The sequence below is a fragment of the Pontibacter harenae genome, assembly GCF_020907245.1.
GTDB lineage: Bacteria > Bacteroidota > Bacteroidia > Cytophagales > Hymenobacteraceae > Pontibacter > Pontibacter harenae.
In genome coordinates this window covers 1-25,902 of record NZ_JAJJWH010000015.1, presented here as the reverse complement: position 1 = coordinate 25,902, position 25,902 = coordinate 1, and the positions used below count along the sequence as shown (strand labels likewise).

Below are 25,902 nucleotides of genomic sequence, written 5' to 3'. Positions count from 1 at the left end.
ATGATTATACCTAAGGCAAACCGCTTAAGCCATGTGAAAGAGTACTACTTCGCCCGCAAGCTGGCAGAGGTAAGAGCGCTGGTGGCCGAAGGCAAGCCTATTATTAATCTAGGTATAGGCGATCCAGACCAGGCTCCTTCTGCTGAAACACTAGAGGCTTTGGTAGACACTGCCAAGACACCAGGCACTAACGGTTACCAGTCTTACACAGGTATTCCAGCGCTGCGCCAGGCCATGGCCAGTTGGTATAAAAGTACTTACGGTGTAGAACTGAATCCAGAGAAAGAAGTGCTCCCACTGATGGGCTCTAAGGAAGGTATTCTGCACACATCACTGGCTTTTCTTAATCCTGGTGATAAAGTACTTGTACCTAACCCTGGATACCCTGCCTATGCCACGGCTACACGTTTAGCAGGTGCTGAGCCTATATTCTATACTTTAAGCGAAGAGAACGGATGGCTGCCTCAGCAGGAAGAACTGGAGCGGCTGGCCACAGAAGGAGTAAAGATTATGTGGATAAATTATCCGCATATGCCTACGGGTGCACAGGCTACTTCTGAAAAACTTCGGGAACTAGTGAACTTTGCACGTGCCAATAGCATTTTACTTATCAACGATAACCCGTACAGCTTGGTATTACCTGGTGCACAGCCTTTAAGTATTTTAAGTATAGAGGGAGCTACAGACTGCTGCCTGGAACTTAACTCGCTTAGCAAATCGCATAATATGGCGGGCTGGCGTGTAGGTATGGTACTGGGGCAACAGGATTATTTGGCAGCTATATTGGCCGTGAAGAGCAACATGGACTCTGGTATGTACCTGCCCATCCAAAAAGCAGCTATTGCCGCACTTCAAAACAACGAGGCGTGGCACGAAGAACGAAATGAAGTATATGCAGAACGCAAACAACTAGCCCACCAGCTGCTCGATGCCCTGCACTGTAAATACCAACCAAATACGGTAGGCATGTTTGTTTGGGCAAAAGTACCCGAGCAAGTAGCTGATGTAGAAGCTTACCTGGACCAGTTACTTTACGAACAACACCTGTTTTTAACACCAGGAAAAATATTTGGCAGCCAGGGGGAGCGCTATCTCAGAATTTCGCTCTGCGCCCCGGCAGCACAGTTAACAGAAGCAATTAATCGAATTAAGAAACATCATACACTTACAGTTTAGCCATGAGCTCAAATAAACCAAATTTAAAGTTAGCCGCTAAAACAAAACTATTAAACGGTGGCCCATTACCTACTGTAATCGCAGGTCCTTGTAGTGCTGAAAGCGAAGAACAAATGCTACAGACTGCCCGTGAAATACGCAAAGACAAAAGGGTAACTGTTTTCAGAGCAGGTATCTGGAAACCACGTACACGCCCAGGCATGTTCGAAGGTATAGGTACTGTTGGTTTAGAGTGGTTGAAAACTGTAAAACAAGAAACAGGCTTACTTACCGCCGTTGAAGTAGCAAATACGCAACACGTAGAGGAAGCTTTAAAGCATGGCGTTGATATTCTTTGGATAGGCGCACGCACCACAGTAAACCCTTTCTCTGTACAAGAGGTAGCCGATGCTTTAAGAGGTGTAGACATTCCAGTAATGGTTAAGAACCCTGTTAACCCAGACATCCAGTTATGGGTAGGCGCTTTGGAGCGTTTGAACTTGGCTGGCATCACTGATCTGGGTCTTATCCACAGAGGTTTCTCTACACCGAACAACAAGCCTTACCGTAACCACCCGAAGTGGGAAACAATACAGGAAATCCGTAGCCTGGTACCTGAAGTGCCTTTGTTCTGCGATCCAAGTCATATTGCTGGTCGTCGTGACTTGCTTCAGCCAGTGAGCCAGCAGGCATTGCATTTAGGTGTTGATGGTTTGATGATTGAAACCCACATCAATCCTGCAGTTGCACTGAGCGATGCTTCGCAGCAGGTAACGCCAGAAGGACTGGATAACTTATTGACCTCACTGGATCTTGAGCCAGAAAGAGTAGCAGTGGCAGAGCAGTTACAGGAGTTCCGTAACCTGATTGATAAATTAGATAATGAATTGATAAATATCCTTTTCCTTCGTTCTGATATATCTAAAAGAATTGGTGAATACAAGAAGGCAAGTGCTCTGGATATTTACCAGGCAGGCCGTTGGGTAGAAGTACTTCAGAACAGGCTTAAAGTTGCTACCGACACTGGTTTAGACGAGACATTTGTAAGAGCCATTTTCGATGCGATACACCGTCATTCTATCGGTATCCAGAACGAAGTAATGAGTTCTGCTCCGGCAGCAACATCTGTTATGGAGAAATAGTTTTTCCTAACAAAACTGCTAAAGATAGATTAAGAAGAGGTGCAGGTGATAGTCCAATCATCTGCACCTTTTTTCTTACAAATAACAGCTTTGACTGTTCCCTTATGATGATGGACGTTACATCTTCCAAGCTGGATTCGTTCTAGTGTAGCTCACCATCATAAGTAATAAGTTTGGCTTCCAAAATAAAAACAGCCACAAGCAAGGCACGATTCCTACCTTTGCGCTGTTAAAATGCAGCATAAAAGATAATAAACATGAAAACCCCAATTTCACGTCTCCGCACCATTGGAATTTACGAAGGTATCTCTTACCTAGTCCTGCTCGGAATAGGCGTGCCTTTAAAAAGAATCTTCGGCATACCCGAGGTAGCACTATATGTAGGCTGGGCACACGGCGTGTTGTTCATATTGTACATACTTGCAGTACTGCAAGTAACGCTGGTACATAGCTGGTCTTTCAAAAAGGTGGCTGCCGCTGTTATTGCATCCCTTCTTCCCTTCGGCCCATTTGTGCTAGACAAGAAACTTCTTAAAGATGAAGAAGCTGCTCTGGAAGGTAAGAAAGATGCAAAGCAGGTAGCATAACTAGTCGTTCCAGTTTTGCTTTCTAACAACAAAGTAGCTTTAGCAATAAGTGGAATAACGTTGCCAAAGACAAAAGTTTATACTTCCGCTCTAGCCATTTAATCAAAAAGCCCCTCACGCAAACTGCGTGAGGGGCTTTTTGATTAAATATTTTATTTCTGGCTTATACTGCGAACTATTTCTAGTTCTATTTAAAGCATCGCAAAACTTAAGCACATAAAAGAGGTTGCCTCTATACTTTTAAAAGCACCAACTAAGCTACTGAATTGGGCTCTGATACTTCGCTTTAATCACGTTTAACAGCTTCATCGTGTGCTCATACTTAGTACCATCAATAAACAGGTGCCAAAGGCTATCTACCAGCATCAATGCTACTTCTGTTTCAAGTTCTGGCTCCTTATATCCGAGTTCGGCAAAAGCTTCTTTCAAGCGGCCTACCAATGGGTGCATAAAACGTCTGTGGTGCTGCATTGCAGTTTCATCATACCACAAGCGACGCTGCAATCTCCAAAAGTCTCTTTCTTCACTTACTAGCTTAGATGGCAGGCTTAATATCTTGTTCAAGAACGTCTGAGGGTCTTTTTCCTCTAACATTCCACGGTTGTTCATCACGATACGAGTATAGCCCGTTTTAATTATTGTCTCCAGCAAATTTTCTTTGTTGGTGTAATACTTAAAAATTAACCCTTCTGAGACACCAGCCTCCTTTGCAATTAAGCTAGAGGGTGTATTTTCATATCCTCTATCTGCAAAGAGTTTCAGTGCGGTTTCAAGTATTTGTTCCTTTTTCGTCATTAGCTATAATACGATTTATCTACAAGATAAATTTTATTTCCATTAAATTAAACACTACGCAAAATTTATTATTGCATCCAAAATTCTGCGCTATTACTGCTTTTATCTGTATATCCAGAAAAAGTTTAAACACTGAAAAAACTCCAAGTGTTCATCTTACCTACCTTAAACTATCATTGCTTTGATTGTAGGCATAAAATTATAAAATGTTACAGACATTCTAGTAGTTATCTTAAAAAGATATAACAACTAACTTACCAACACCTTATCAATAATCGAATAAGCGAATATGCTATTCTTATTTATTAGCTCCAACTAAATCTGTCTTACGAGCCTTCGCTTGTGCTATCACGCTGGCAATCAGCAGCTGCAGCGCATGATACATCATAATTGGCAGCAAAACGATGCCCACCATATTTGCATCAGGAAAAAGCACTTTAGACATGACCGTTCCGTGTACCAGCGACTTTTTAGAACCACAAAAAACAGTTGTGATTGTATCAGCGCTACTAAAACCTAATAAACGGCTAAAGACCGAAGTTATTCCATATACCAAAAAGAAAAGTGCCAGCACCGCTACACCTAGCAGTACAATATCAGTTGCACTAAAAGAGCTGAACATGTTACGAGCAAAGGAATCGCAGAAAGAGGTGTATACAATGCTTAAAATAATTACCTGATCAAAATAACGCATCCTTTTCTTATGTTGTTCGGCAAAAGCTCCCAAATACTTATGAAGTACAATACCAAGAGCTACGGGCACGATTACCTGCAACACCAGCTTCCCCATAACACTGCCCATGTCAAAGCTTTCAGAACTTGCCGACAAAAATAACCCCATCCAAAGTGGTGTTATCAATACCCCAACCAGGCTAGATACACTGGCGTTAAAAATGGCAGCAGGTATATTACCACCTGCAATAGATACCATTACGACTGATGAGGATACTGTGGATGGGAGCGCCGCCAAGTAAAAAGTGCCTAGCCACAGCAGCTCATAACTTGTGCCTTCAAAAAAAACATGTAATGGCAGTATCAGTAGCGGGAAAAGAATGAACGTGCTTGCCTGCACAACCAGGTGCAGACGCCAACTTTTTAGCCCACTCTTTAATTTGTCTGGACTCAGGCGCAAGCCGTAGAAGAAAAAAACTAACATCACACCGTAGCCAGCCACATCTCCTAACGAAACAGGCTCTCGGTCTACACCGAATTGCGGCCACAGGTAAGCCAATACAATCATGCCAAGGAGAGCAAACAAGAACCAATCTAAACCTGCACGCGCAGCGGTTGCTCCTAAGCGAGGTATCAGCCCAACTGGCTTTTTCATCTGTTCAGGTATGTTATTGTCTTTCACAATCTGATCTTAAATGGCTTTTATAGTTGCCCCTATTTTAGATTTTACTGCAAAAGTAGCTTTTTAAAAGCACTCTACTAGCTAAGGATGATTATGATTTCTAAAACAGAAAGGCCGCTTAAGCGGCCTTTCTGTTTTAGAAATCATAATCAAACAAGTCGATGGTTTTCAACTCGAACTCGGTTGTATCTTCCTCTGGGGCAGCATCTGGTGCTGTTACAATTAAATCGCGGGCACGCCCATATAGCTGTACATTTGGGTAGAGGTTATCATATTCTGCCTGCGAAATAAGACCTCTTCTCAGCATATGACCTCCAATCAACCTATAGTAGCCACTTTTCCACTCCCTAAGATTACCATAACTATCGAAAGAAGAACGGTACCTCTTGGGGCTCGGAATGATACTGGTTAGGAAAATAGCCTCTGCCAAATTAAGCTCTGAAGGCTGCTTTCCGAAATAGAAACGTGTGGCATCCTTTACCCCGTATACATCTGGCCCCCACTCAATAATGTTCAGATATACTTCAAAAAGACGATTTTTAGAAACTAAGTCTAGGTTCTCAATCAACCAAACAATTATGGCTTCCTCCACTTTACGGGTTACTGTTTTCTGCCTGGTAAGAAACACGTTCTTCACCAATTGCATCGATATAGTACTACCGCCCCTGGCAAACTCGCCTTCTTTTATATTTTTAGCAATTGCCTGCCTGAATGCTTCTTCATGAAATCCATCGTGACGATAAAAGTACGCATCCTCAGCTGTAAGTATAGCATTGCGCAAATATGGAGAAACTTCATTTATAGGCGTGTAAAAAGCATTGGAGGGCCCTACTGTAAAAGTCCGTACAGGCTTGCCGTACTCATAGGCTGTATGTACAAACGAGCCTTTTATTTTTTCCAGGTTCCTCTTACCGTAAGAAACAATTCTAAAATCATCAGAGGCATCCAGATCCGAATTAAATCTCACTTGGTCTACACTATCCATGTTCAGGTGAAAGCTCATTTTATACTTCAGGTTTCCTTCTGCCTGTATACCTTCCAAGTTCTCGAAAAGGCCTGTTGGTAATGAGCTGAAGAAGTCGTTGCCAGGCACCGATTTAGTTTTCACCTTCAGATCATAGATCTTTGTTTCATCGTTTCGGTAAGCCGCATAAATATTTGCTTTTGCTTTATTTACGCGTACCTCCGTCAGGCTATCTATCACATACAGGTTAGGGCCAATGGAGATAACATAATCCAGAGCACTTTCTTTTACATGAATGTCTTCATCTGCCAGCTTCTCATGATTTACAACAAGACCGTTGACCATGGCAGATCCCTTTACGGTAAGAATATCGCGGCTAAAATCCTTTTCAGAAAGGCTGACATGAACTGTATCAAAGGCTACTGTCCCATCAAATTTTTCTTTTACATAGGGCACCACAATACCACGCTCGTCAAAACCATACAGGCTGGCCGAAATCATATAGTCTCTTGGATCTATTGTACCCGTTACTCGCATGTTATTTACCAAAGAATCCACCTTTACAGACACTTCCGTGTCAATGGTGCCATCATCCATGGTTAGGTAAGGCATTGTAAGATCGATGCTGCGGTTTGTTGATAAGTAAGAAACATTCAGGTTTTTAAAATCAACCTGATCTGGCACGTTATCAAAAGCCGTTTCTATAAGGCGGTTCAGCAAAGCGCCGTAGTTTCGTTTTTTGGTTGTATCTACGGGGGTGTCATCTTCTTTTTTGAAGAGGAACGAGAAATTATTTACATCGCCGTCCTTGAAAGCTGTCACATAAGCATTAGCCACATCTATTCGCTGAAAAACAATGCGCCCGCGGAAAATAGAACCTACACTAACGGCTGCATGAACGCTATCAGTTCTAAAAAGAGGTTTATGATCATGTGGCACCATCGATATATTACTAAGCACCACAGAGTTCCAATCTACAAACTCTGCCCCTCCGATGTTAAAATCGACTGGATACTTGTTCTCTACCTTAGAGATAACACGCTGTACAGTATAATTGAGTAGCCTGCTGCGGAAAGCAAAAGCTACCACAACCGCCACTACGAAAAGGGTGAAAAGACCGCCCACCCATAACAAAATTCTTTTTTTCAAACGCTGGTCCAAAATATTCAGGTGCGAATTAACTAATAAGATTCAGTTTCTGAAAAGAGGTGTCTCTAATTAAAATTTTAGAATAAGAAGCTTTCCCTGAATCATCACAAGCCACTTTTTACCTCCCCCTAATACGGGTGTGCGCCTTTTTGGATTTGTTTCCAATGGCGCATTTGCCCTCATAGAACAAGCTTCATACCAAATGATTCCACAACCCACTATAAAACAACATATTACTCTATACCACAACATATGTAATTGCATTGAAATACTACCTTACTTCACCCCCTCAGCACCACTACATATTGTACTAATTTATAAACCTAACATCTGGTTTGGCTTACATAGGCAAACCTGCTTATCTTTGAACAAAGTAATATACCATGAATTTAACAACGCTCACTGCCATATCGCCCGTAGACGGCCGCTACCGACGCAATACTACTGAACTTGCAGGTTATTTCTCAGAGTTTGGCCTTATTCGCTACCGTGTATTGGTAGAAGTAGAGTATTTTATAGCCTTGTGCGAACTGCCGTTGCCTCAGTTAGAGAGCATACAGCCTGCCACATTTCCAGCGTTACGCGCCATTTATGAAAACTTTTCGGAGGCTGATGCTCTTACGATAAAAGAGACTGAAAAAATCACGAACCACGACGTAAAGGCAGTAGAGTACTTCCTAAAAGAGAAATTCGATGCTTTAGGATTAAGCCAGCAGAAGGAGTTTATTCACTTCGGGCTTACCTCACAGGATGTGAACAACACTGCCATTCCGCTTTCGTTGCTAGAGGCTCACGAACAGGTGCTACAACCAGCATATCAGCAACTACAGCAAACGCTATCAAACCTTGCACAGCAGTGGAAAGATGTACCGATGCTGGCACACACCCATGGGCAGCCTGCTTCGCCTACACGTTTAGGAAAAGAGTTTATGGTTTTTGCCGAGCGTTTAGCAGTACAACTGGAGTTGCTGAAGCAAGTGCCTTTCTCTGCGAAGTTCGGAGGTGCTACGGGTAATTTTAACGCGCATTATGTGGCTTATCCTGCTATAGATTGGCCCGCGTTCGGCAACAGTTTTGTGCAGGATGCGCTTGGCCTAAAACGCAGCCAATACACGACTCAGATAGAGCACTACGATAACCTGGCAGCTTACTTTGATGGGCTAAAGCGGCTAAATACGATCCTGATTGATTTCTCCCGCGATGTGTGGCAATATGTATCTATGGGATACTTCAAACAGAAAATTAAAGCTGGCGAGGTAGGGTCTTCTGCTATGCCACACAAGGTAAACCCTATCGATTTTGAAAACGCGGAAGGTAACTTAGGTATTGCCAATGCGGTGCTGGAACATCTTTCTGCTAAACTGCCTATCTCCCGCCTGCAACGCGACCTAACAGACTCTACGGTACTGCGCAATGTAGGTGTACCGCTTGCACACGTTATAGTTGCTCTCAAATCTCTGGAACGCGGTATAGGCAAACTTGAACTGAACGAAGCAGCCCTTCATCATCACCTGGAGGAAAACTGGGCTGTGGTGGCAGAAGGTATTCAGACGGTGCTTCGCCGTGAAGGTTATCCGCAGCCATATGAGGCCCTAAAAGCCCTAACGCGTAAAAACGAGAAAATCACAGCAGAAGCTATCAGCGGCTTTATCGACTCTTTGGATGTTCGTGAAGAGATTAAGGCTGAATTGAAGCAAATAACTCCGTTTAATTATACTGGTGTAGATTTGGTGTAAGCCATTTTTAAGCCTAAAACACAAAGCCCTGACAGAGTTTACTTTCTGCCAGGGCTTTATGTTTTATAGCTCGTAACTATAGTTTTAAACTGTTATTCCTTCGCTTGTACTTCCTGCATCAGCACCACGTTTTCAGCCAACGCTGTTTACTTTCTTGAAGATGCGATTAACTGTACTTACTTCTAAAATCGTCCTTACAATAAAGAAGAAGCAGTAGAAAAGCGTAAAATACCTAAAAACAGACCAGTACGAGTTTAACTCAAACACTTGCAATATCGCTGCGACAGATAAAACTACACTTGGCAGCATCAGCAATATTCTTCTCTTCCTGGAGTTCATCCTTGAAATTGTTTCGGCCAACTCCTCTGTTAGTTTTACGTCCAGGTTTACTTTATGCGCTTGTGTTCTCTGAATGTTTTTCTGCAGCAAATAACCAACAAAATAAGCAGGTGCTCTTAAGAAGAAGGATACACTCATAAGAACCAGCAGACCCATTTTATCCCATCTTGCAACTTCAATACCCAAAATTGCCCTTGTGGTAAACCATAACAAAACAAATAGAAGAATTAGCGTAACAACAAGATGAGCAGTGCTAAGCCAGAAAAGGCGCTTTCGCTTTTGCTCATGCGTTTTGCTTTGCCAGCTAATGCCAGCATTGAAGCTTTCTAAAATTTTTATCCTCTGTTGTACTTGCTCCGTCATTTTATGTCGATCTGTCGTGATAAAATAGATGGTCAATATTAGCTAAAGTTAGCTCCTATCCTTTCTAGCAAAGCTTTTGTCTTACGTATACCTTCTTCTTCGCTCAGGCTACTGCCTTCATACTCTATGCCCATATAGCCTCTAAACCCTGAGTCATTGATGATGCGCATCATTTTGGTATAGTCCGTCTCCACACAATTACCTTGGGCATCAAAGTCAAAAGTTTTGGCACTAACGCCCTTGGCGAAAGGCATGAGTTCTTTTGTGCCTTTGTAGCGGTCATATTCATTTATGCATTCGCCTTCCCAGAAGTTCTCGCCTGCACGTGCAATACAGAAGTTACCGAAATCAGGCAGGGTGCCTACATTTTTCCTGTTGACCTCCCTCATAACCGCAGCCAGCCAAGAAGCATCAGAGGTAAGCCCACCATGGTTCTCTACTATCACGTTTATGCCTTCTCTACCAGCATACTCCCCTAAGCGGCTCAGTCCATCGGCTGCAGCTTGCTTTACTGCCGATGGCTCTCCAGTACCAAAAGCATTTACTCTTACAGTAGCACATCCCAGAAACTTGGCAGCATCTACCCACTTGTAGTGGTTTTCCACCGCCTGCACACGCTTCTGCTTATCCAGATCACCCAAAGCGCCCTCTTCATCTATCATGATCAGGTGGTTTTTAACGCCGTTGTCTTTGCTCCTCTTCAGCAGTTCTTTTAGGTATCCTTTATCATTCGCTTTGTCTTTGAAAAACTGGTTTACATACTCTACTGTACTTATACCAAACTTCTTCTTTGCGACTTCAGGAAAATCCAATGTGTCCAGCTCCTTACTAAAGAAGGTCTTGTGCAACGACCATTGCGCCAAAGAAATGTCAAAAAACAGCTTTTTAGGTGCCTCAGCGGCAAAGGCGTTTGAGCCAAGTAAAGACATACCTGCCACACCAGCAGCCATACCTCCTATTTGCTGTAAAAACTTACGACGATTATTAGTAGACATATATTTTATAATTACTCCCGTTCAATTCTTTTATACAAATCTAAAGCGCAGGCGCGACCCTAATAGTGAAGGCTTTGCTGCCTGCTAAGCCGTTTTTGGTCATGCCTTGTACTACAACTAAATAAGTCCCCACCTGATCAGAAGTATAAAACTCAACAGTCTTTTTACCTTCAGCTTCAGTTATCAACTCGGGATTCCAGTACAGCAGGTTTCTTAAATCGGCAAGACGACTTTGCTTTTGCTTTGTCGTATCATAGCTGGGTGTGTAAAATTCCCGCTGCTGTTGCAGCCCCTCATATTCAATAAGTAAAGCTCGAGGATTTAACTCAAAGCCTGCCAAGTCTCCTTTATATGTCGCGTAACTTACAACGCCATCAAATGTTAAAGGCCCATTAAGGTATAAACTGGTAATTACATCCAGCCGCTGTATTTTCAACGGGTCGAAGCTCATTATTTTGTTTGTGTCAAAAACAGGAACCCCATCTAGCAAAACCAGTGGGTCGTTCTGGAAAGTAAATTTTCGGGGTCTGTTATGAACCATAAAGTGGAACTTGCCCTTCCGCGTCCTGACTTGTACGCCTGGTACATACTCCCGCATTACTTCTTCCAACACTTTGAAGCGTATAAAGTCATCTAATTTATACTGCTCATCGGGTTTGCCATAAAAAGCCACGCTATCTATGCCAGAAGGTAAAAATCTGTTGCTGTAACTTCCATAATAGGCTTGCTGCGCTTGTGTTTCTACATGTCTAAGCGTAAGGCTGTGCTCAAGTGCTTGTGACAGGCTAAAGGCATGTGACTTGGAGGCACTAAACTTATCTGAAAAAGGACTAAATATTTCGAAGTGGTAGGTGCTATCTTTTGTAAAATTACTTTGCACTACAACTTCTTTTGGCCCCAAAAAGTCTTTTGTTTCGAAACGGACAAATCCGTTTGCATCGCTTTCAGAGTTGTACATGCGGATGTGCCTGCCAGGCGCAGCCAAATACGTGACAACGCCAGGTGCAGGTGCACCTGTGGTAGCTTGTGTTACTTTGCCTCTGATAAAGTGTCCGTCAAATTCGGGAACAAACCTGTAAGTAGGCAATTCTTTAGCTAGTATTTCTTCCCATTTAAATCGGCTCCAGCCATGCGTCAGCATCAGGTTATCAATCGCTTCTCTGTCTGTAGCACCAGCATCTGAAAAGTAATAGCCAGGATTCTCGATAGTGCCTTTTAGGTCTGAGGTAAGCCACAGATAGCTTTCTATGCTGTTGGCTGCGAAAGCTTGCAGCGAATCAAGTCGGTATACAGCCAGAGACAGGTTCGCTGAAGCAGCTTTTCCTGTAGTTTCCTGTGCCAATAAGTCTAAAGCTACTTTTTCGCGTGTGCTGTATTGGGCTTTGCTTGCCTTCGCCTCGAGTTGTAAAATTTGTGTTGGGCGTTTAAAATATAGCCGTTCGCACACAGGTTGCTTTTGGCTGTTGAAAATTGTGAAATGTGTGATGCCTTCTGCCAGGGCATTTTTATCTACCGTAAAAAGGGCCGTTCCTTGGTTTATGGGAGCTACTTCCGCCACAGCAATCATTTGTCTGGCATGCCCTAGCAGGTAAACCTGCCCCTGCTGTTGCTGCACTCCCCGTACGCTTATCTGTACGCGATTAGCATCTAACTCCTGCAACTGCAAACTATAGCCTTGCTCATGTACTTGAGGTAATTTCTGAACAAAGCCTTTGCTGCCAGCCATTTTTATCACGGCTACATACTGCTCTCCTTTGGAAGGCGTAAAAGAAAAATGCCCGATTCCGAACTTATACGGCTTAAAGTCAGCTACTTTATTCCCTTTCTGATCCTGAAGCTCCCCTTCAAAGTTTATTCCCTGGCCTGTCTTTATATCAACAGCTTTAAAAGCTACTTTACTCTCAAGGCCTGCCACCATGTTGCCACCTTCTGAGAAGAACTGAATGGTATAGGCACTTGCTTCCTTAGCTACTACTGGTGCCTCTATTTTTGTAAAAGTGTTTACAATGGTTATAGGCTGTTCAAAGTAAAACTCAGGGCTAAAGTTCTTCATCCAGTTGGTATAAGCCCTAACGGTGTAGTTGCCAGAGGCAAGTGTAGCAGGCACAACAAATGAGCCCTTTCCTGTTCCTCTTTCTAACGCAACCTTGCCCTGCAGCACTGGTTGCTGTGTAGCATCCAGCACCTCCACATAAGCAACTTTGCTCATGTCTAGTGGCTTATGCAAAGTGCCATCTACATTATAGACCTTAAACCACATGGTTTCGCCAGAGACGTACGTAGGCCTATCGACGTGAAGGAACAGCTTTTCCTGTAATGCCTTTTGCCTGTGCTGGTCAAAATCTTCTTTTATGCTGCTAAACGTACTGGTTTGGGCAACTGCAACGCCAGTACCTGCCACACCAACTGTTAAGCAAAGCAAGGCTTGCAAAAAGGCTTTTGCCAAAAGTGCAGTTTTTAGGTTTATAAGCACTGTGTCTTTCATTTTAGATGCTAAGTTTACTCCCAAAAACCAGGTTTAACATTGGTGCCCCTAACGGTGCAGTCTACACAACTTCTATTAGAGTAAGTGTACCCTATCGGGAATTGAGTAGGGCTATTTTCTGGAAACACTTCACCCACAGGCAGGTAACCACCTGTTTCACCTAAGAAATCTATGGCTTTATCTACAGGAATTGTGTCCAGAGGGGCACACCTTGGATAAAATAGTCTCCAATCATCAGGCAGCTCATTCGCTTTGATAGTGATTCTTTTCTGCTGCATTGAAGAAGCTGACATATAGCCGACTACAGGTTCGTCAGGGTCTGTTACACACCGTATATTACCTGTTAACTGCGATGGAAGTGGGTCGAATAGCGTACCTATGCTTTCGGTGTTTTTCTTCAATATTTCCCAATATTGGTAAGCTTCACGGGTAAGCGCGAACTGCTTTACCAAAATGCTATATTGCAGACCAACCTTTTCAGAAGTGGCTGGAATGGTAAGCAACTTATAATTACTGATGACGTCCTGGCTTAGCATAACAGAACTCCCGAGCTCTATGGTTGTAGACTTCTCTGTTTTCCAACATTTGTAAATATTATCGTACTTTAAATCACGATAGACAATCTCATCGCCTACTTTTCGGAGGTACGAATAATAGGCAGCTGTAAACTCCCAAGTATCTTCGTACTCCCAGCGGTAGTACCAGGTGTTATTTTCATCGTCGTGGGTACTTACATACAGTTGTACGGCATCATCTACTGGTTTCCAGGTTATCGCATCAATAGCTGGCGTCGGTTTTACGTCTATAAAATCTGAGACATACTCCTTGCCATTGCTGGTTCTAATGTAAAGGCGGTACTTCTTCAGAATGTTCAGATCCAGGTTGTGCAGCACATAGTAACCTCCTGCTTGCTCCTCTAAGGTGTAAGCCGGCCCCTGTTCTTCTTCTATTTTAACCATTGCCCCTGATTCGGCAAGTGGTTGGCTCTCGTCGTAAATGTTTTGGGTGCGCAGCAGTTGTATGGTGGAGGGGCCGTTTATATTTATAAAACCATTTACTACCAAAAAATTATTTGGCGCATCCAGCACGTCAGGTGTATAAGGTTCTACGCAACTTACTAGCAGCATTAACAGCCAACTGAATGCATTTTTCCAGTTCAAGGTTTTCATGCGCATTAAAACTTAAAGTTATAGGTAATGGTAGGTATCGGCTGGCCAAAGATCGACATCTTGTAGCCTTTGATTTTACCTTCCTCTGATTTGAAATAAATGGAATAAGGGTTCTTACGCCCTGTCAGGTTATACACAGCCAGGGTCCAAGAACTATGTGCTAATTTTCTAATCTTATGGTTGCCTTCAATGTTCATGGCAAAATCGAGGCGGTAATAATCTGGCACTCTGTATTGATTTCTGTCCGAGTACAAAATGCGTTCGGTGCTGCCATCGTAGTACTTTGCCAGTGGCAGCGTAATAGGCCTGCCGGTGCTGTAAGTAAAGTTGAGCGAAGTACTAAAGCGCTGGCTAAAGCGGTAGTTACTGATCATCGTAAAATCATGGGGCTTATCGAAGTTACTCGGGTAGTACTCGCCACGGTTGATGATCTCGGAAACGCGCGGATCGTTTAGGCGAACCAATGTGCGGGAATAAGTATAGCTTACCCATCCGTTCAACTTTCCTGTAGATTTTCTTAGCATTGCCTCCACACCGTAGGCAACACCTTCGGCGTTGGCCACATCTGTCTCAATATGGTGGTTCATGATCAGCGTGGCACCACCCCTGTAGTCCAGAAAGTCGTGCATCCACTTGTAATAGCCCTCCACCGAGAACTCGATGGTATTGGCCCTGAAGTTTCTGTAGTAACCCAACGCCAACTGGTCGCCCACCTGGGGTTTGATGTTGGAGTCGCTCAGTTTCCAGATATCCGTAGGCGACATAGTGGCTGTGTTAGACAGCATGTGGATGTACTGCCGTAGCTTGTTAAAGCTAACTTTTACCGAGGAATTATCGGTTAAACCATACCTGGCCGACAGTCTGTATTCTGGACCATGATATGTAGCAAATGTTTCGCCTGAACCATAAGAAACAGTGTCTTGAATGGTACCTTCAGTTTTAGGAACGTTTGGAGCGTAGGTAAATGCCTGCCTTGGCCCCATGGCATTAAAAACAGAGTAGCGAAGGCCAACTGAAATGGACAGTCGCTGACTTATATCAAAACGATCAGAGATATAGATGGCGCTTTCCAAGCCTTTTTCATTCTGCAACTTGTCGGGCGCAATAAGTGATTCTGGGCTGTTAGGAGTTAAGCTGCCAGGTGCTACATTATAAAGTATAGAACTAGCCCCAAAATCTACGGTATTCTTGGAGTTAGGAAAGTAGTTAAAATCAGCCTGTAGGCTTGTCTGGTTTATGCCAAAAGCTAACGTTGAGGCATTTACAGCATTCTCATCGTTCGAAATATCGTAACTATAGTGGCTGTGGGTGGTAGTAAGCACACTGTATAGTTTATTATGGAAGATGTGCTTCCATTTTAAACTGGCATTTTCGTTCTTAAACCTAAAAAGGGTATCTGCACTAAGCTTAAATCTGTCTTTGCTAAGATAGCCTGTCAAGTATAAGCTGTTTTTGCTGTCAACCTCATGGCTTACATGTGCATTCACATCATAGAAAGAGGCAGTGCTACTGTTAAACGAATCATTTGGCAGTTTTTTCAGAAGCCAGTCTGAGTAAGTTGTGCGCCCACCGATCAGAAAAGAGGTCTTGCCTTTTATAATTGGGCCTTCTAAAGTTAGCCTGCTTGTGAGTAAACCTATACCGCCAGAGCCAGAGAATTTCTTCTTGTTACCCTCGCGGCTCGTTACCTCTAGCACCGACGACAGACGACCACCATATTTGGCAGGGACAGCACTTTTGTACAACTCCACCGACTTTATAATATCGGGGTTGAAGGCAGAGAAGAAACCAAACAAGTGCGACGGGTTGTAAATAGTGGCATCGTTAAAAAGGATCAGGTTTTGGTCTGTAGAGCCGCCACGTACGTTCAAGCCTGTACTACCCTCTCCTACCGATTTCACACCTGGCAACGTCAGCACCACGCGCATAATATCGGCCTCACCAAAAGCTGTAGGCACCTGCTTTATTGCTCTAATGTCCAGACGCTCCATACCCATCTGCAGACCAGATACATTTCGATCTTTCTCCGCCTCTACCAGCACTTCTTTCAGCGCCCGTACATCTTCTTCTATTTCGATATCCAGCTTTCCATCGGCATTCAGCATAATCTGGCGACGGGTATTTTTAAGTCCCATTCCCCTAACCTTCAGTTCGTGTCGCCCTTTTGGTAAGGTCAGGGAATAGTAGCCATATTGGTCAGAAGCTGTTCCTATAGTTGGGGATTCGATATACACGTAAGCTCCGATTATTGCCTCACCCGTTTTAGCATCGCGAAGGTGACCTGCTAAATTAGCGTTACCCGAAGTATTGCCAGTTTTAGCACCAATCTCATAAAGCTTTATTTCTGAGACAGCATTCTTCTTCTTGGTATCCTGCGGCACAAACGTTTCCGCCAATACAGCAGGTTCGCTACCTGCTGAGCTGTCATCACCATTAAAAAAGCCTTGTGGCAATGCTGTTAAAATTGCCCGCTCCTTTGTAATAAACACCTGCTTTTCCGAGCTGATTGCAAACTTTAGGTCTGTGCTTTGCAAAGCTTGTTGCAATACCACTTGTAGCGGCTTTTCTTGCACTGTTATGTTCACTACCAAGCTATCTACAGCGGCGGCATCAAAATAGAAGCTATACTTGGTTTTGGCTTCGAGGTCTTTCACAAAGTCCTGAAAAGGAACATTGCTGTAAGTACCTGTAATAAGAGGTGCCCGATCCTGAGCATTACTGGCAGCTACCGTACTAGCCAGCAACAGGACGAGCAATATTAAAATTTTGTAAACCTGGGCCATAAAGTTTGAGTGAGTACAGGCACTATGTATATTCGTTTAACTGATTATCTGTCCAGGTTCTGGGTTTTAAGGGCATCGTAGTGGGCTGCAACCTGCACCAAGGCTTCTTCGCGGTTCCTTCTGAACTTGAGCTTTTGAGCCCGTGCAAACTTCTGCAGTTGCTTCTTCTCATCTCGGAGCACCTTCAACACCGAGCTTTTGCTTTTTACCTGGTGGTAAGCACCATCTTTATAGAGGTAATACTTGTCCATCACCTCATAAGCACCCTCCATTCCTTTGCTCGTGGCTCTTTCTTGTATGTCTTTATCTCGTTTGGCCAGCACTTGCACCTCACCTTTGTAAAGTAAGTCGTGAAGCCCTGGTTTGATGACAGAATTAGCGGATATGCTATCGCTCTTGATAAAGACAAACAGGTGATCCTGCAAAGTAAACATCTGCACTTTCTCTTTTATCAACCGTTGTAATATGCCATTTCCTGGGTGGAAGATGGCTAGTTCATCTATTACCACATCATACAGCATGGGCACATTATTAAACCAAGTACCATCGTAAAGTACCGCGCCAGAAGTGGGAATTTTTTCTTTGAAAAACTGATGACCTTCTAAATAGGAAATGGTTTCAGTTACGTACTCTGGACCGTTGTACAGGTGGGCATTCAAGCCAACCGCTTCTCGATAAGAGTTTACAGCGGCCGACACAGAACTTTGAATAAAGCTAGTATCTGGCTCAGCCGTTTGTGCCTGTACAGACGGAGAGAAAAGCCAGAAGACACATAAAAGCAAGAAGGGTGGAGATTTCAATCTCATAGATTTAACTTGAAGGCACTATAAATATCGGCTATATAAAGTATAATTTATACTTTATATTCTGTAAAAAAAATTGTTTTAACATTAATATTTATTCTACCCTTCTAGAAGTTAAGCAACAGTGATAGAATAGCTTATTTCCTCTTTGTTTTGGGAAACGAATACTTAGAAATGAGATAATAGGCAAAAGCACGTTTTTAAGTTTTTGAACGCACCGTTACTTACTTTAAAATTTAGTAAGTCAGCAAATAATGTCTCCAGAGATGAACCTAACGCAAATACAAAGCGCTCTTGCAATAGCCAGAAAGAGTTATTCTTTGGTTAGACTTTTTTACCTAGCCTAAACCAAGCTACACTTTCTGAGCCAGTTCATAGATAGCCGCTGTGAAGTTTTCCCAGCTAAACTTTCTTTTAAAAACCTGGATGTTTTCGGAATAGGAAGCTGCTTTACCTGAAGAGTAGAAATCTAGAATGGCTGTAGCTATTGCTTGAGGTTCTGGCTCTACCACATAGCCTACTTCGCCATGAGGCACCATCTCAGCCAGGCCGCCAACGTTGGTAACTACCATAGGCTTATTGAAGTGATAGGCAACTTGCGTTACACCACTCTGGGTGGCATGTTTGTAAGGCTGCACAATAAGATCGGCTGCGCAGAAGTAATGTTTGACAGCACCGTTCGGGATAAACTCCGTTCGCAGCTCCAATCGGTCTTGCAACTGAAGCTCTTGTATTAATGTATGATAAGGAGCTGCATCTTCGTAAAACTCACCAGCCACAATAAACTTTATGTCATGGCGCTGTTTTAAACGCGGATCTGCCATTGCCTTTAGCAGCAGGTCTAAACCTTTGTAAGCTCGGATAAACCCGAAAAAGAGAATGTATTTGTAAGAAGGATCAAGGTTAATGGCGGCACACGCTTCTGCTTTTGTCTCGGGGCTACCAAAGTTATCGTAGAGCGGGTGCGACAGGTACTTGTTCGGCTTTTGGGGCTGGAAGCGTTCCAGGTCTTGCTGTACTGCTTTAGACATGGTAACAAAACCATCGCAGGAACTAAGGAAATACTTTGTGAAAGGCACATCTCCTGGTCGCTTCTCGTGCGGAATAACGTTGTCGGTAATCGCCAGCACACGGCTATGGTTATTTCTCCTGATGAGGCGCGCTATTGTGCCGAAAGCAGGCCCCATAAAAGGCAACCAGTACCTGAAAATAACCAAGTCTGGCTTTTTTTTGCGGATGTAGTTTCCCGTGTTATACCAACTGAGTGGGTTTACAGAATTGATAAGCACCTTGATGCTAAGGTCTTGAGGTGCTGCTTCATCTAAAAACTGGCTCTTACCTGGGAAGAGAAAGGAAGGGTACTGCAGGCTAAAGGTCACAATCTCCACTTCATCGCCACGCTCCTGAAACGCTCTGGCTAAACGCTCGTTAAAAGTTGCCAGTCCGCCTCTGAGCGGGTGCGCAGGCCCTATAATAACAACGCTTTTCCCCATTATCGTTGCAACGCTCCTACTCTATCTTTAATCAGGTATTCGTTTCTTCTGGTAGATGCCATTGAAATCAATTCGGCCAAAAAACCAGCCAAGAACAGCTGCACGCCTATAATAACAGCCACTAAGGCCAAAAAGAACAATGGCTGGTCTACTACATCGCGTACGCGTCCGCCTCTGTAGGCTCCCATTATCTTTTGCAAAATTAGCCAGATGGTAATGCCTATACCCATCACAAACGACAAAGTACCCAACGTACCGAAGAAGTGCATCGGGCGCTTCTTAAAACGACTCACAAACGTAATAGAAAGGAGGTCGAGGAAGCCGTAAACAAAGCGCTCTAAGCCAAACTTGGTGGTGCCGTATTTCCGTTCCTGGTGTTGCACTACCTTTTCGCCAATACGGGTAAAGCCATTCCACTTGGCTATAACAGGTATATAGCGGTGCATCTCGCCATGCACCTCTATGCTTTTCACCACTATTTGCCTATAAGCCTTCAAGCCACAGTTAAAATCGTGGAGTTTTATACCTGAGATCTTTCTGGTAGCTCCGTTATAAAGCTTTGTGGGTATCGTTTTGCTTAGCGGGTCATAGCGCTTTTGCTTCCACCCCGACACAAGGTCAAACTTCTGGTGCTTGATCATGTCGTAAAGTGCAGGAATCTCCTCTGGACTATCCTGCAAGTCGGCATCCATGGTAATTACCACCTCCCCCGAACAGCGTTTGAAGCCTTCGTTCAGGGCGGCAGATTTACCATAGTTACGGTTAAAGCTGATGCCTTTTACTGCATTATCTTCGGCGCTGATGTCTGCTATCACCTCCCACGAGCGGTCGGTGCTACCATCATCAACCAGTATAACTTCATAAGAAAACTCATGCGCATGCATCACACGTCCGATCCAGCGCACAAGTTCAGGCAGCGACTCCTCTTCGTTGAAAAGCGGAACTACTACCGAAATATCGTAAGGGTATTGCATACTTCTATTCAAACTCTGGGCGCTTGTTCTTCATAATGGCAGAAACAATCAGTGCTATAATAAAGCCCATAAAGATATAACCAACAATAGTCAGAACTACTAGCATGGTTGGGCTGGAAAACATCTCGGCGATACCCATAGATTGCTCTATCTGCTCATCGGAATAACCTCTGCTTTCTAAATCTAGAATTTGTTTATCTCTGATATTTTGCTGAAAATTAGGATCGATGAACGTTGCATAAACAAACATAAACAGCCCGCTTAGCACCCCAAATACAGCAGATACCAGTGTACCTATGCCAAGCCCCTGTCCATACGACATGTATCCGTGGTCGCTCTGCTTAAACTCCTTCATTGCCATAACCATAGCTACAATTAAAATAATGTAGCCAAGTGTCCCCATCCAGGAATTTGTATCAACACCGTTTACTAACAACACAGCACTGTAAGCAATAGATACTAGACCGCCGATAAAGCCGTACTTTATTGCAGGAGAAGTTACAGAAGGTTGATTCTCAGTCATGGTTATATCATTAGATGGAATATTACTTACGGAAAAAGACTGCCAGTACCAGAGACAACACGCCTCCTATCAACATACGCTTCATAAAGTCATCTGCGGCTAACATAGAAGGAGTCAGATTATCTAAGGCTTTATAACCTTGTTCAAAGGTTTGCTCTCCAAACAACTTAACCTGCTCCTCTCTTGTCTGTTCAAAAAGCGCCTTCATCTCCTGCGCATGCTGCTGTATAAGTGCTGGCCCTACCAAGTATAAAAGTATGGCTACTAAAAGGGAGGCAGTTAGTGCTGTATAAAACGACACCGACAAGCCCACTCTTAAACCTCTCAGAAAGCCGAGCTCAGCATCGAAAAACGTTTTGTAATAGCGAATACCTAAAAAAAGCGCAATTGGAATAGGTAAATAACTAAACTGCCCCAGTTCGCCTAAAGGGTTTGCACCCACAAAGTAAAACATCAGTAAAAAAGCGAAACAGGCAATGCCACAGATTACGCCATACCTAACTCCTACTCTTACTATAGCTTGGTTAAACATGCTGTTTGTTTATAGAACGGCTACTAAAGCAGCCATTCTTAATATAGAATTAAAGATATTAAAAAGAATTGTTCAGTACTACCTGCCCTTTGTTTATTATTCCGATCACTTTGCCTTTCAACTCCTGCCCAAAAAACGGACTATTCAGTGATTTAGACTTTGCAGTTGCTTCAGTAGGTGTCCAGGTGGCTGTTGGACTGAAGATGGTAAGGTTTGCCTGCTCTCCCACTGCTATAGTTGGCTCAGCTAACTTTAAGATCTGCCTCGGATTTGTTGAGAACTTCTCTACTATAGTCTCGATAGGCAGTTCACCTGCTAAAGAGGTAACAGCCACAGAAAAGGCTGTCTCCAGATTTGTGATGCCAAAGTCAGCTAAATCAAACTCAAGTTTTTTAGATTCTGTATCGTGCGGCAAGTGCGCTGAAACCAGCACATCGATGGTTCCATCCCTCAATCCTTGCTTAATAGCCTCTGCATCTGCTGCAGTCCTGAAAGGAGGCGCTACTTTATAGTTTGTATCAAAGGGTGGTATCGTATCGTCTGTAAAGGCGAGCTGGTAACTAGCCACATCACAAGTAACTGCCAGGCCCTCTGCTTTTGCCTTACGAATAGCCTCTACAGAAGCAGCTGAAGACAGAAGGGAGAAATGCAGGCGGCCTCCTGCATAACGTAATAGCTGCAGATCGCGTGTTACCATTACTTCTTCAGCCAGAGTTGGTATGCCTTTCAAGCCGAGCATGGTACTGGCTTCACCTTCGTGCATTTGCCCATGCTCCGTCAGGCGCGTATGCTCAGCTTTGTTCATCAATACACCATCGAAAGGCTGCACATACTGCAGTGCTTTTAGCAGCACGTCGGCACCTTGTATAGGCTTTAAACCATCAGTGAAGGCAACAGCACCTGCATGGTGCAGGTCTATCATTTCTGTTAAATCCTTACCTTCTGTACCTACTGTAACAGCCGCGGCTGGCAACAAAGTAACTGGTAACTGAGCAGATTTCTGTTTAAGATAATTTACAGCGCCTTTCGTTTGCACCACGGGCTCCACATTGGGCAGGCAAAGCACTTCTGTAAAGCCCCCTGCAGCAGCTGCGGCGGCAACAGATTCTAAATCTTCTTTATACTCCAAGCCAGGCTCTCCTGCAAAAGCAAACAAGTCTACCCATCCCGCTGATACGCATAAGTCTTCGGCTTCTATTACTGTGTCAGCCTCTGGCTCGTCGGAGCCGATCGAGGTAATGGTGCCATTCTCTACAAGGATGTTATGGCGCTGAAGGTGGTATTCTGATTTGGGGTTGATGATTCGAACTGCTTGGAGAAGTACTTTCATGTTAGAGGAGTCTAATAAGTGCTATTTCTGCTATCAGGAAAAACAGACACAATATTAGGCAATATTTCCAAAGCTTAACACCAAAAAAGCTTTTTTCAAATTCTCCCTTCACATCAAACTCATCGCCGTAGTCATAAACATGTATATTTTGGCTGTCTTGGCCAAGCAAAGTGCGCAGTTCATTAGGAGTATACTGCTCCAACTGCGACTCCTCTTTGCTATAGTTTAAAGCAAGTATCGTAACAGTTGAGTCGTTTAACTGCAACCTGTACAGGCCAGCTTCATCCATTTCAGCAGGTACATCAAAATATAAAGCGCCACCTCTTACCTGCTGCTGCGGAATAAACTCCACGCTATCTTTAGCTAGCTTAAAAATACCTTCTTTAGTAGTAGGCCCAACAGCAATGCGCAACGTCTCTCCTTGTAAGTTATAGGCTAATTGCTGCTCTTGCTTATAGCTTTCTATGGCTAACCTATACATAATCGGCACAAAAAGAGCATGATTCTGCAGATCATTAAAACGTTCATCTAAGGGCGCCGCCATCAAGTATACCTTTCCAGCCCCCCTGTCAAACCTCGACAAAAAAGGAGCCCCACCTCTAAACTTCATAATATCTTCCGAAGCTCTAGACCAAAGTAAATTTCTTGTGGCAGATGGCATCTGCATTTTGGCTTCATACTCAGAAAATATACTTCTGAAGAAAGGGTTGGCTGGGTCAGGCACAGCCAAGGCAGTTTTAGCGCCTTCTGTTACTGTTGAATAAGTAGACGGAATATTTAATTCCTGAAAAAACCCAGCATAAGAGCTAGCCTCGGCACTTACTCCTGGTATGACCACAACCGCACCACCCGCCTTCACAAAATTAGCAACGGTAGTAGCAAGTGCTGCTGGCATAGTTTGCAGGCCATTCAATATCATAATATTGGATGTACTAGCACGCGCATAGTTTATGTTGCCTGGGCTGTAGGTAGCATGCCTAAAGAAGGCCTCGCTGTTATATAATCTTTGTAAAGAATTATCAGCACTGGCTGCTACCTCCGTTATCTCTATTATCTGGGAAGGAGCAAGTACAAAGTGATACATGTTATCAAACTCAACAGGATAATCATCAACAGCTACATAAGCCCTTTTTACACCACCTTCTCTTATAGAAAAACTCACAGTTGCCTCTGTTGCTTGCTTCGCTGGCAAATCCAGACTCAAGGCAGCAACTTGCTGGTCTTCTATCACGAGTTTGACAGCACTTCCCTCTACCATCTCATCGCCTGTGTTATATAAAACTATATGCAGTATATTTTCAACGCCAGGGCGTATAAGTTCATCCTCCAGATAAAGTGAATCAATAAAAACGTTTTGAGTGTTCGCAGCTTCTATAGGCACCACATGCACTTGTGCCTTACTACTCTTGTAATCAGAAAGTAACTGAGGAGAAAAGGTGCTCTTCTGAAAATCGGAAAACAAAAATAGATGCTCTGCTCCAACTCTATCGGCACTTGGTATTTGAAAAGAATTGGATGTAAAATCTAACTCATCCAGAAAGTTCTCCACATCAGAAGCTCCTGCCATTAGCCCCTTACCCTGTTGCCCATTGGCCAAACTTCTGAAAGAAGTAGAAGCAGGAAATATGTTAGCAATTGTTTTGGCTCTGTCAACAGAGGTAGTCAGTAAAGAAACATCTTTCCCTTCCGCCAGTTGCTGCATACTGTATGAATTATCCACCACCATAGCCACCTCCGACACATTGACAGGACCAGCAGATTCTGTAGCAGGTAAGAAAGGTTGCGCAAAAGCAAGAACGAGAAAAACGATAAATAGAATACGGCACAACAGAATCAGCAACTGTTTCAGATTTTGCTGACTAGCAGTAAGATCTTTGGAGGCTTGAATGAACCTGACATTACTAAACTCGATTCGCTTAGCCCGTCTTAACTGAACTAGATGCAGAATCACAGGTACTGCCGTAGCTAACAGCGCATACAGAAATGAGGGGTACAAAAGAGCCATATGCCCAAGTTACAGAGGAAGAATGTAAAAGCAAACAGATATGAATTGCTATACTTGAAGAACGGGATTATGTTATTTAAATTATTACAGCATTGAAGAGGAACACTACACTGTCCGCCAGAGCTACATATTAACAGGTTGCGCGGCTTCTTGTATTTTATTAACCTCCTTCATGTATATAACTAATTATTACAATAGGAGGTATACGTTGTGAAAATCAGAAGTCATAAATGAAACTAAGAAGCGCTACCTGGGTTATAGGAGGTTTTGCGGTTGCAGGAGCAGCAGCTATATTATTAGATGCTCTTTTCCTGGAGAAATACTTCTTTGAAGTAAAGACTTATGATATTGGGAAAAAGAACAACGGCGAAAAGTTAAAACTAGTGCTTTTAGCTGACTTACACTTCAAGGAAACGCTCAAGCCTTACCACTATAAACTAGCTTCAAAATTGAACATGCTACAGCCAGAACTCATTCTTTTTGCTGGCGACACTATTGATTCTACAGGTAAAACTGAACCACTTAAAGAATTTTTTAGCCTACTAGATCAGCATGTAATAAAAGTAGCTATACCAGGTAATAACGATCATAAGGCACAAACAAGTCTAAATAATTTACAGCGTATATTTGAAGAGCATAAGGGTCATTTCCTGATAAACAATTCTGTTGCACTTATGATTGGTGGAAAAAGAATAACCATAACAGGCTTAGATGACTTTATTGAAGGAAAGAGTTGCTTTCAAGCTGCAGTCGAAAATGTGGCAAGAGAGGAACATCACTTCCTACTTATTCATAGCCCACTGCAACAAGAGTCTGTAATAAAAGAGGTTGAGGCAATAAATAAAACTAGAACTGCTTCAGAACAACTGAATATCAGATACATTTTTGCAGGTCATAATCATGGTGGTCAAATCAGGCTTCCTGGCTATGTTCCTAAGCTGCCAGGAATGTCAGGTAATTACATAAATGGATGGTACAACAAAGAGCCTCCGTACCTGTACTTGTCAAGAGGGTTTGGAACAACTAGCATTCCCCTACGTTTCTTTGCGAGATCAGAAGTGACAGTATTCAACTACTATTTGTAGCTTCAGTTATTTTTCAGTTATACTTATAGCAAAGGTCTTCTCCCTCGCTTCACCTACTATTGGTTGTTGCAGCCGCTCCACATTAAAGACTGTACCCATCCCCCCGCCGTCCCCTATGCTGCCGCTACGTTTCCGCTGGGT

At 43.4% G+C, this 25,902-nt stretch carries 20 protein-coding genes; 5 read left to right on the top strand and 15 right to left on the bottom strand.

What is annotated here, in order from left to right; translation table 11 throughout:
- From LN893_RS09780 to LN893_RS09770, 3 genes are all read left to right on the top strand, one after another.
- Complete coding sequence (locus LN893_RS09780; RefSeq protein WP_229969636.1) at window positions 1–1,176, top strand: pyridoxal phosphate-dependent aminotransferase; 1,176 nt, start codon at window positions 1–3, stop codon at window positions 1,174–1,176.
- Window positions 1,177–1,178: 2 nt separating this feature from the next.
- A complete protein-coding gene (locus tag LN893_RS09775; RefSeq protein WP_229969635.1) occupies window positions 1,179–2,297 on the top strand; it encodes a chorismate mutase in 1,119 nt (372 codons plus the stop codon).
- Between the two features lie 257 nt (window positions 2,298–2,554).
- Complete coding sequence (locus tag LN893_RS09770) at window positions 2,555–2,884, top strand: DUF3817 domain-containing protein (RefSeq protein ID WP_229969634.1); 330 nt, start codon at window positions 2,555–2,557, stop codon at window positions 2,882–2,884.
- 258 nt (window positions 2,885–3,142) lie between these two features.
- On the opposite strand, the gene LN893_RS09765 is transcribed toward LN893_RS09770, so the two are convergent.
- From LN893_RS09765 to LN893_RS09755, 3 genes are all read right to left on the bottom strand, one after another.
- Complete coding sequence (locus tag LN893_RS09765; protein WP_229969633.1) at window positions 3,143–3,679, bottom strand: TetR/AcrR family transcriptional regulator; 537 nt, start codon at window positions 3,677–3,679, stop codon at window positions 3,143–3,145.
- Window positions 3,680–3,977: 298 nt separating this feature from the next.
- Window positions 3,978–5,006, bottom strand: a complete 1,029-nt coding sequence (locus LN893_RS09760; protein ID WP_229969632.1) for a bile acid:sodium symporter family protein — start codon at window positions 5,004–5,006, stop codon at window positions 3,978–3,980.
- A gap of 163 nt (window positions 5,007–5,169) precedes the next feature.
- Complete coding sequence (locus LN893_RS09755; RefSeq protein WP_229969631.1) at window positions 5,170–7,146, bottom strand: biosynthetic peptidoglycan transglycosylase; 1,977 nt, start codon at window positions 7,144–7,146, stop codon at window positions 5,170–5,172.
- A 383-nt stretch (window positions 7,147–7,529) separates the two neighbouring features.
- Here LN893_RS09755 and purB point away from each other — a divergent pair, with 383 nt between their 5' ends.
- The gene (gene purB / locus LN893_RS09750; RefSeq protein WP_229969630.1) at window positions 7,530–8,882 is read left to right on the top strand and encodes an adenylosuccinate lyase; all 1,353 of its coding nucleotides are present in this window, start codon (window positions 7,530–7,532) and stop codon (window positions 8,880–8,882) included.
- A 132-nt stretch (window positions 8,883–9,014) separates the two neighbouring features.
- Here the strand turns inward: purB and LN893_RS09745 are convergent, their stop codons facing one another.
- The 12 genes from LN893_RS09745 to LN893_RS09690 all read right to left on the bottom strand — a co-directional run bounded on the left by LN893_RS09745 (window position 9,015) and on the right by LN893_RS09690 (window position 24,676).
- Window positions 9,015–9,620, bottom strand: coding sequence for a hypothetical protein (locus tag LN893_RS09745; protein ID WP_229969629.1), 606 nt, complete (start codon window positions 9,618–9,620; stop codon window positions 9,015–9,017).
- A 2-nt stretch (window positions 9,621–9,622) separates the two neighbouring features.
- Window positions 9,623–10,579 (bottom strand): sugar phosphate isomerase/epimerase family protein, encoded by a 957-nt coding sequence (locus tag LN893_RS09740; RefSeq protein ID WP_229969628.1) that lies wholly within the window; start codon window positions 10,577–10,579, stop codon window positions 9,623–9,625.
- Window positions 10,580–10,619: 40 nt separating this feature from the next.
- Window positions 10,620–13,064, bottom strand: coding sequence for a hypothetical protein (locus LN893_RS09735; protein WP_229969627.1), 2,445 nt, complete (start codon window positions 13,062–13,064; stop codon window positions 10,620–10,622).
- Between the two features lie 14 nt (window positions 13,065–13,078).
- The gene (locus LN893_RS09730) at window positions 13,079–14,233 is read right to left on the bottom strand and encodes a DUF4249 domain-containing protein (protein ID WP_229969626.1); all 1,155 of its coding nucleotides are present in this window, start codon (window positions 14,231–14,233) and stop codon (window positions 13,079–13,081) included.
- 5 nt (window positions 14,234–14,238) lie between these two features.
- Complete coding sequence (locus LN893_RS09725) at window positions 14,239–17,016, bottom strand: TonB-dependent receptor (RefSeq protein WP_229969625.1); 2,778 nt, start codon at window positions 17,014–17,016, stop codon at window positions 14,239–14,241.
- A 44-nt stretch (window positions 17,017–17,060) separates the two neighbouring features.
- Window positions 17,061–17,822: a hypothetical protein gene (locus tag LN893_RS09720; RefSeq protein WP_229969624.1), complete on the bottom strand. Its 762-nt coding sequence runs from the start codon at window positions 17,820–17,822 to the stop codon at window positions 17,061–17,063.
- Window positions 17,823–18,172: 350 nt separating this feature from the next.
- Window positions 18,173–19,312 carry a glycosyltransferase gene (locus tag LN893_RS09715; RefSeq protein WP_229969623.1) on the bottom strand — a complete coding sequence of 380 codons (1,140 nt, stop codon included), beginning with the start codon at window positions 19,310–19,312 and terminating at the stop codon, window positions 18,173–18,175.
- Window positions 19,312–20,286 carry a glycosyltransferase family 2 protein gene (locus tag LN893_RS09710; protein WP_229969622.1) on the bottom strand — a complete coding sequence of 325 codons (975 nt, stop codon included), beginning with the start codon at window positions 20,284–20,286 and terminating at the stop codon, window positions 19,312–19,314. Before LN893_RS09710 ends, LN893_RS09715 begins: the two co-directional genes overlap by 1 nt.
- A 4-nt stretch (window positions 20,287–20,290) precedes the next feature.
- Window positions 20,291–20,809 carry a DUF4199 domain-containing protein gene (locus LN893_RS09705; RefSeq protein WP_229969621.1) on the bottom strand — a complete coding sequence of 173 codons (519 nt, stop codon included), beginning with the start codon at window positions 20,807–20,809 and terminating at the stop codon, window positions 20,291–20,293.
- A gap of 22 nt (window positions 20,810–20,831) precedes the next feature.
- Window positions 20,832–21,341 (bottom strand): DUF4199 domain-containing protein, encoded by a 510-nt coding sequence (locus LN893_RS09700; protein ID WP_229969620.1) that lies wholly within the window; start codon window positions 21,339–21,341, stop codon window positions 20,832–20,834.
- A 58-nt stretch (window positions 21,342–21,399) separates the two neighbouring features.
- Entirely contained in the window at window positions 21,400–22,671 is a 1,272-nt protein-coding gene (locus LN893_RS09695; RefSeq protein WP_229969619.1) for a dihydroorotase, read from the bottom strand.
- 1 nt (window position 22,672) lies between these two features.
- Window positions 22,673–24,676 carry a BatA domain-containing protein gene (locus LN893_RS09690; RefSeq protein WP_229969618.1) on the bottom strand — a complete coding sequence of 668 codons (2,004 nt, stop codon included), beginning with the start codon at window positions 24,674–24,676 and terminating at the stop codon, window positions 22,673–22,675.
- A 230-nt stretch (window positions 24,677–24,906) separates the two neighbouring features.
- Here LN893_RS09690 and LN893_RS09685 point away from each other — a divergent pair, with 230 nt between their 5' ends.
- Window positions 24,907–25,761, top strand: a complete 855-nt coding sequence (locus tag LN893_RS09685; RefSeq protein ID WP_229969617.1) for a metallophosphoesterase — start codon at window positions 24,907–24,909, stop codon at window positions 25,759–25,761.
- Window positions 25,762–25,902 lie beyond the last annotated feature (141 nt).

Bases quoted from the DNA above. Each gene is read 5' to 3' on its own strand.
- LN893_RS09780 (WP_229969636.1), top strand. From the start codon at position 1: ATGATTATACCTAAGGCAAACCGCTTAAGCCATGTGAAAGAGTACTAC.
- LN893_RS09775 (WP_229969635.1), top strand. From the start codon at position 1,179: ATGAGCTCAAATAAACCAAATTTAAAGTTAGCCGCTAAAACAAAACTA.
- LN893_RS09770 (WP_229969634.1), top strand. From the start codon at position 2,555: ATGAAAACCCCAATTTCACGTCTCCGCACCATTGGAATTTACGAAGGT.
- LN893_RS09765 (WP_229969633.1), bottom strand. From the start codon at position 3,679: ATGACGAAAAAGGAACAAATACTTGAAACCGCACTGAAACTCTTTGCA.
- LN893_RS09760 (WP_229969632.1), bottom strand. From the start codon at position 5,006: ATGAAAAAGCCAGTTGGGCTGATACCTCGCTTAGGAGCAACCGCTGCG.
- purB (WP_229969630.1), top strand. From the start codon at position 7,530: ATGAATTTAACAACGCTCACTGCCATATCGCCCGTAGACGGCCGCTAC.
- LN893_RS09740 (WP_229969628.1), bottom strand. From the start codon at position 10,579: ATGTCTACTAATAATCGTCGTAAGTTTTTACAGCAAATAGGAGGTATG.
- LN893_RS09735 (WP_229969627.1), bottom strand. From the start codon at position 13,064: ATGAAAGACACAGTGCTTATAAACCTAAAAACTGCACTTTTGGCAAAA.
- LN893_RS09730 (WP_229969626.1), bottom strand. From the start codon at position 14,233: ATGAAAACCTTGAACTGGAAAAATGCATTCAGTTGGCTGTTAATGCTG.
- LN893_RS09725 (WP_229969625.1), bottom strand. From the start codon at position 17,016: ATGGCCCAGGTTTACAAAATTTTAATATTGCTCGTCCTGTTGCTGGCT.
- LN893_RS09720 (WP_229969624.1), bottom strand. From the start codon at position 17,822: ATGAGATTGAAATCTCCACCCTTCTTGCTTTTATGTGTCTTCTGGCTT.
- LN893_RS09715 (WP_229969623.1), bottom strand. From the start codon at position 19,312: ATGGGGAAAAGCGTTGTTATTATAGGGCCTGCGCACCCGCTCAGAGGC.
- LN893_RS09710 (WP_229969622.1), bottom strand. From the start codon at position 20,286: ATGCAATACCCTTACGATATTTCGGTAGTAGTTCCGCTTTTCAACGAA.
- LN893_RS09705 (WP_229969621.1), bottom strand. From the start codon at position 20,809: ATGACTGAGAATCAACCTTCTGTAACTTCTCCTGCAATAAAGTACGGC.
- LN893_RS09700 (WP_229969620.1), bottom strand. From the start codon at position 21,341: ATGTTTAACCAAGCTATAGTAAGAGTAGGAGTTAGGTATGGCGTAATC.
- LN893_RS09695 (WP_229969619.1), bottom strand. From the start codon at position 22,671: ATGAAAGTACTTCTCCAAGCAGTTCGAATCATCAACCCCAAATCAGAA.
- LN893_RS09690 (WP_229969618.1), bottom strand. From the start codon at position 24,676: ATGGCTCTTTTGTACCCCTCATTTCTGTATGCGCTGTTAGCTACGGCA.
- LN893_RS09685 (WP_229969617.1), top strand. From the start codon at position 24,907: ATGAAACTAAGAAGCGCTACCTGGGTTATAGGAGGTTTTGCGGTTGCA.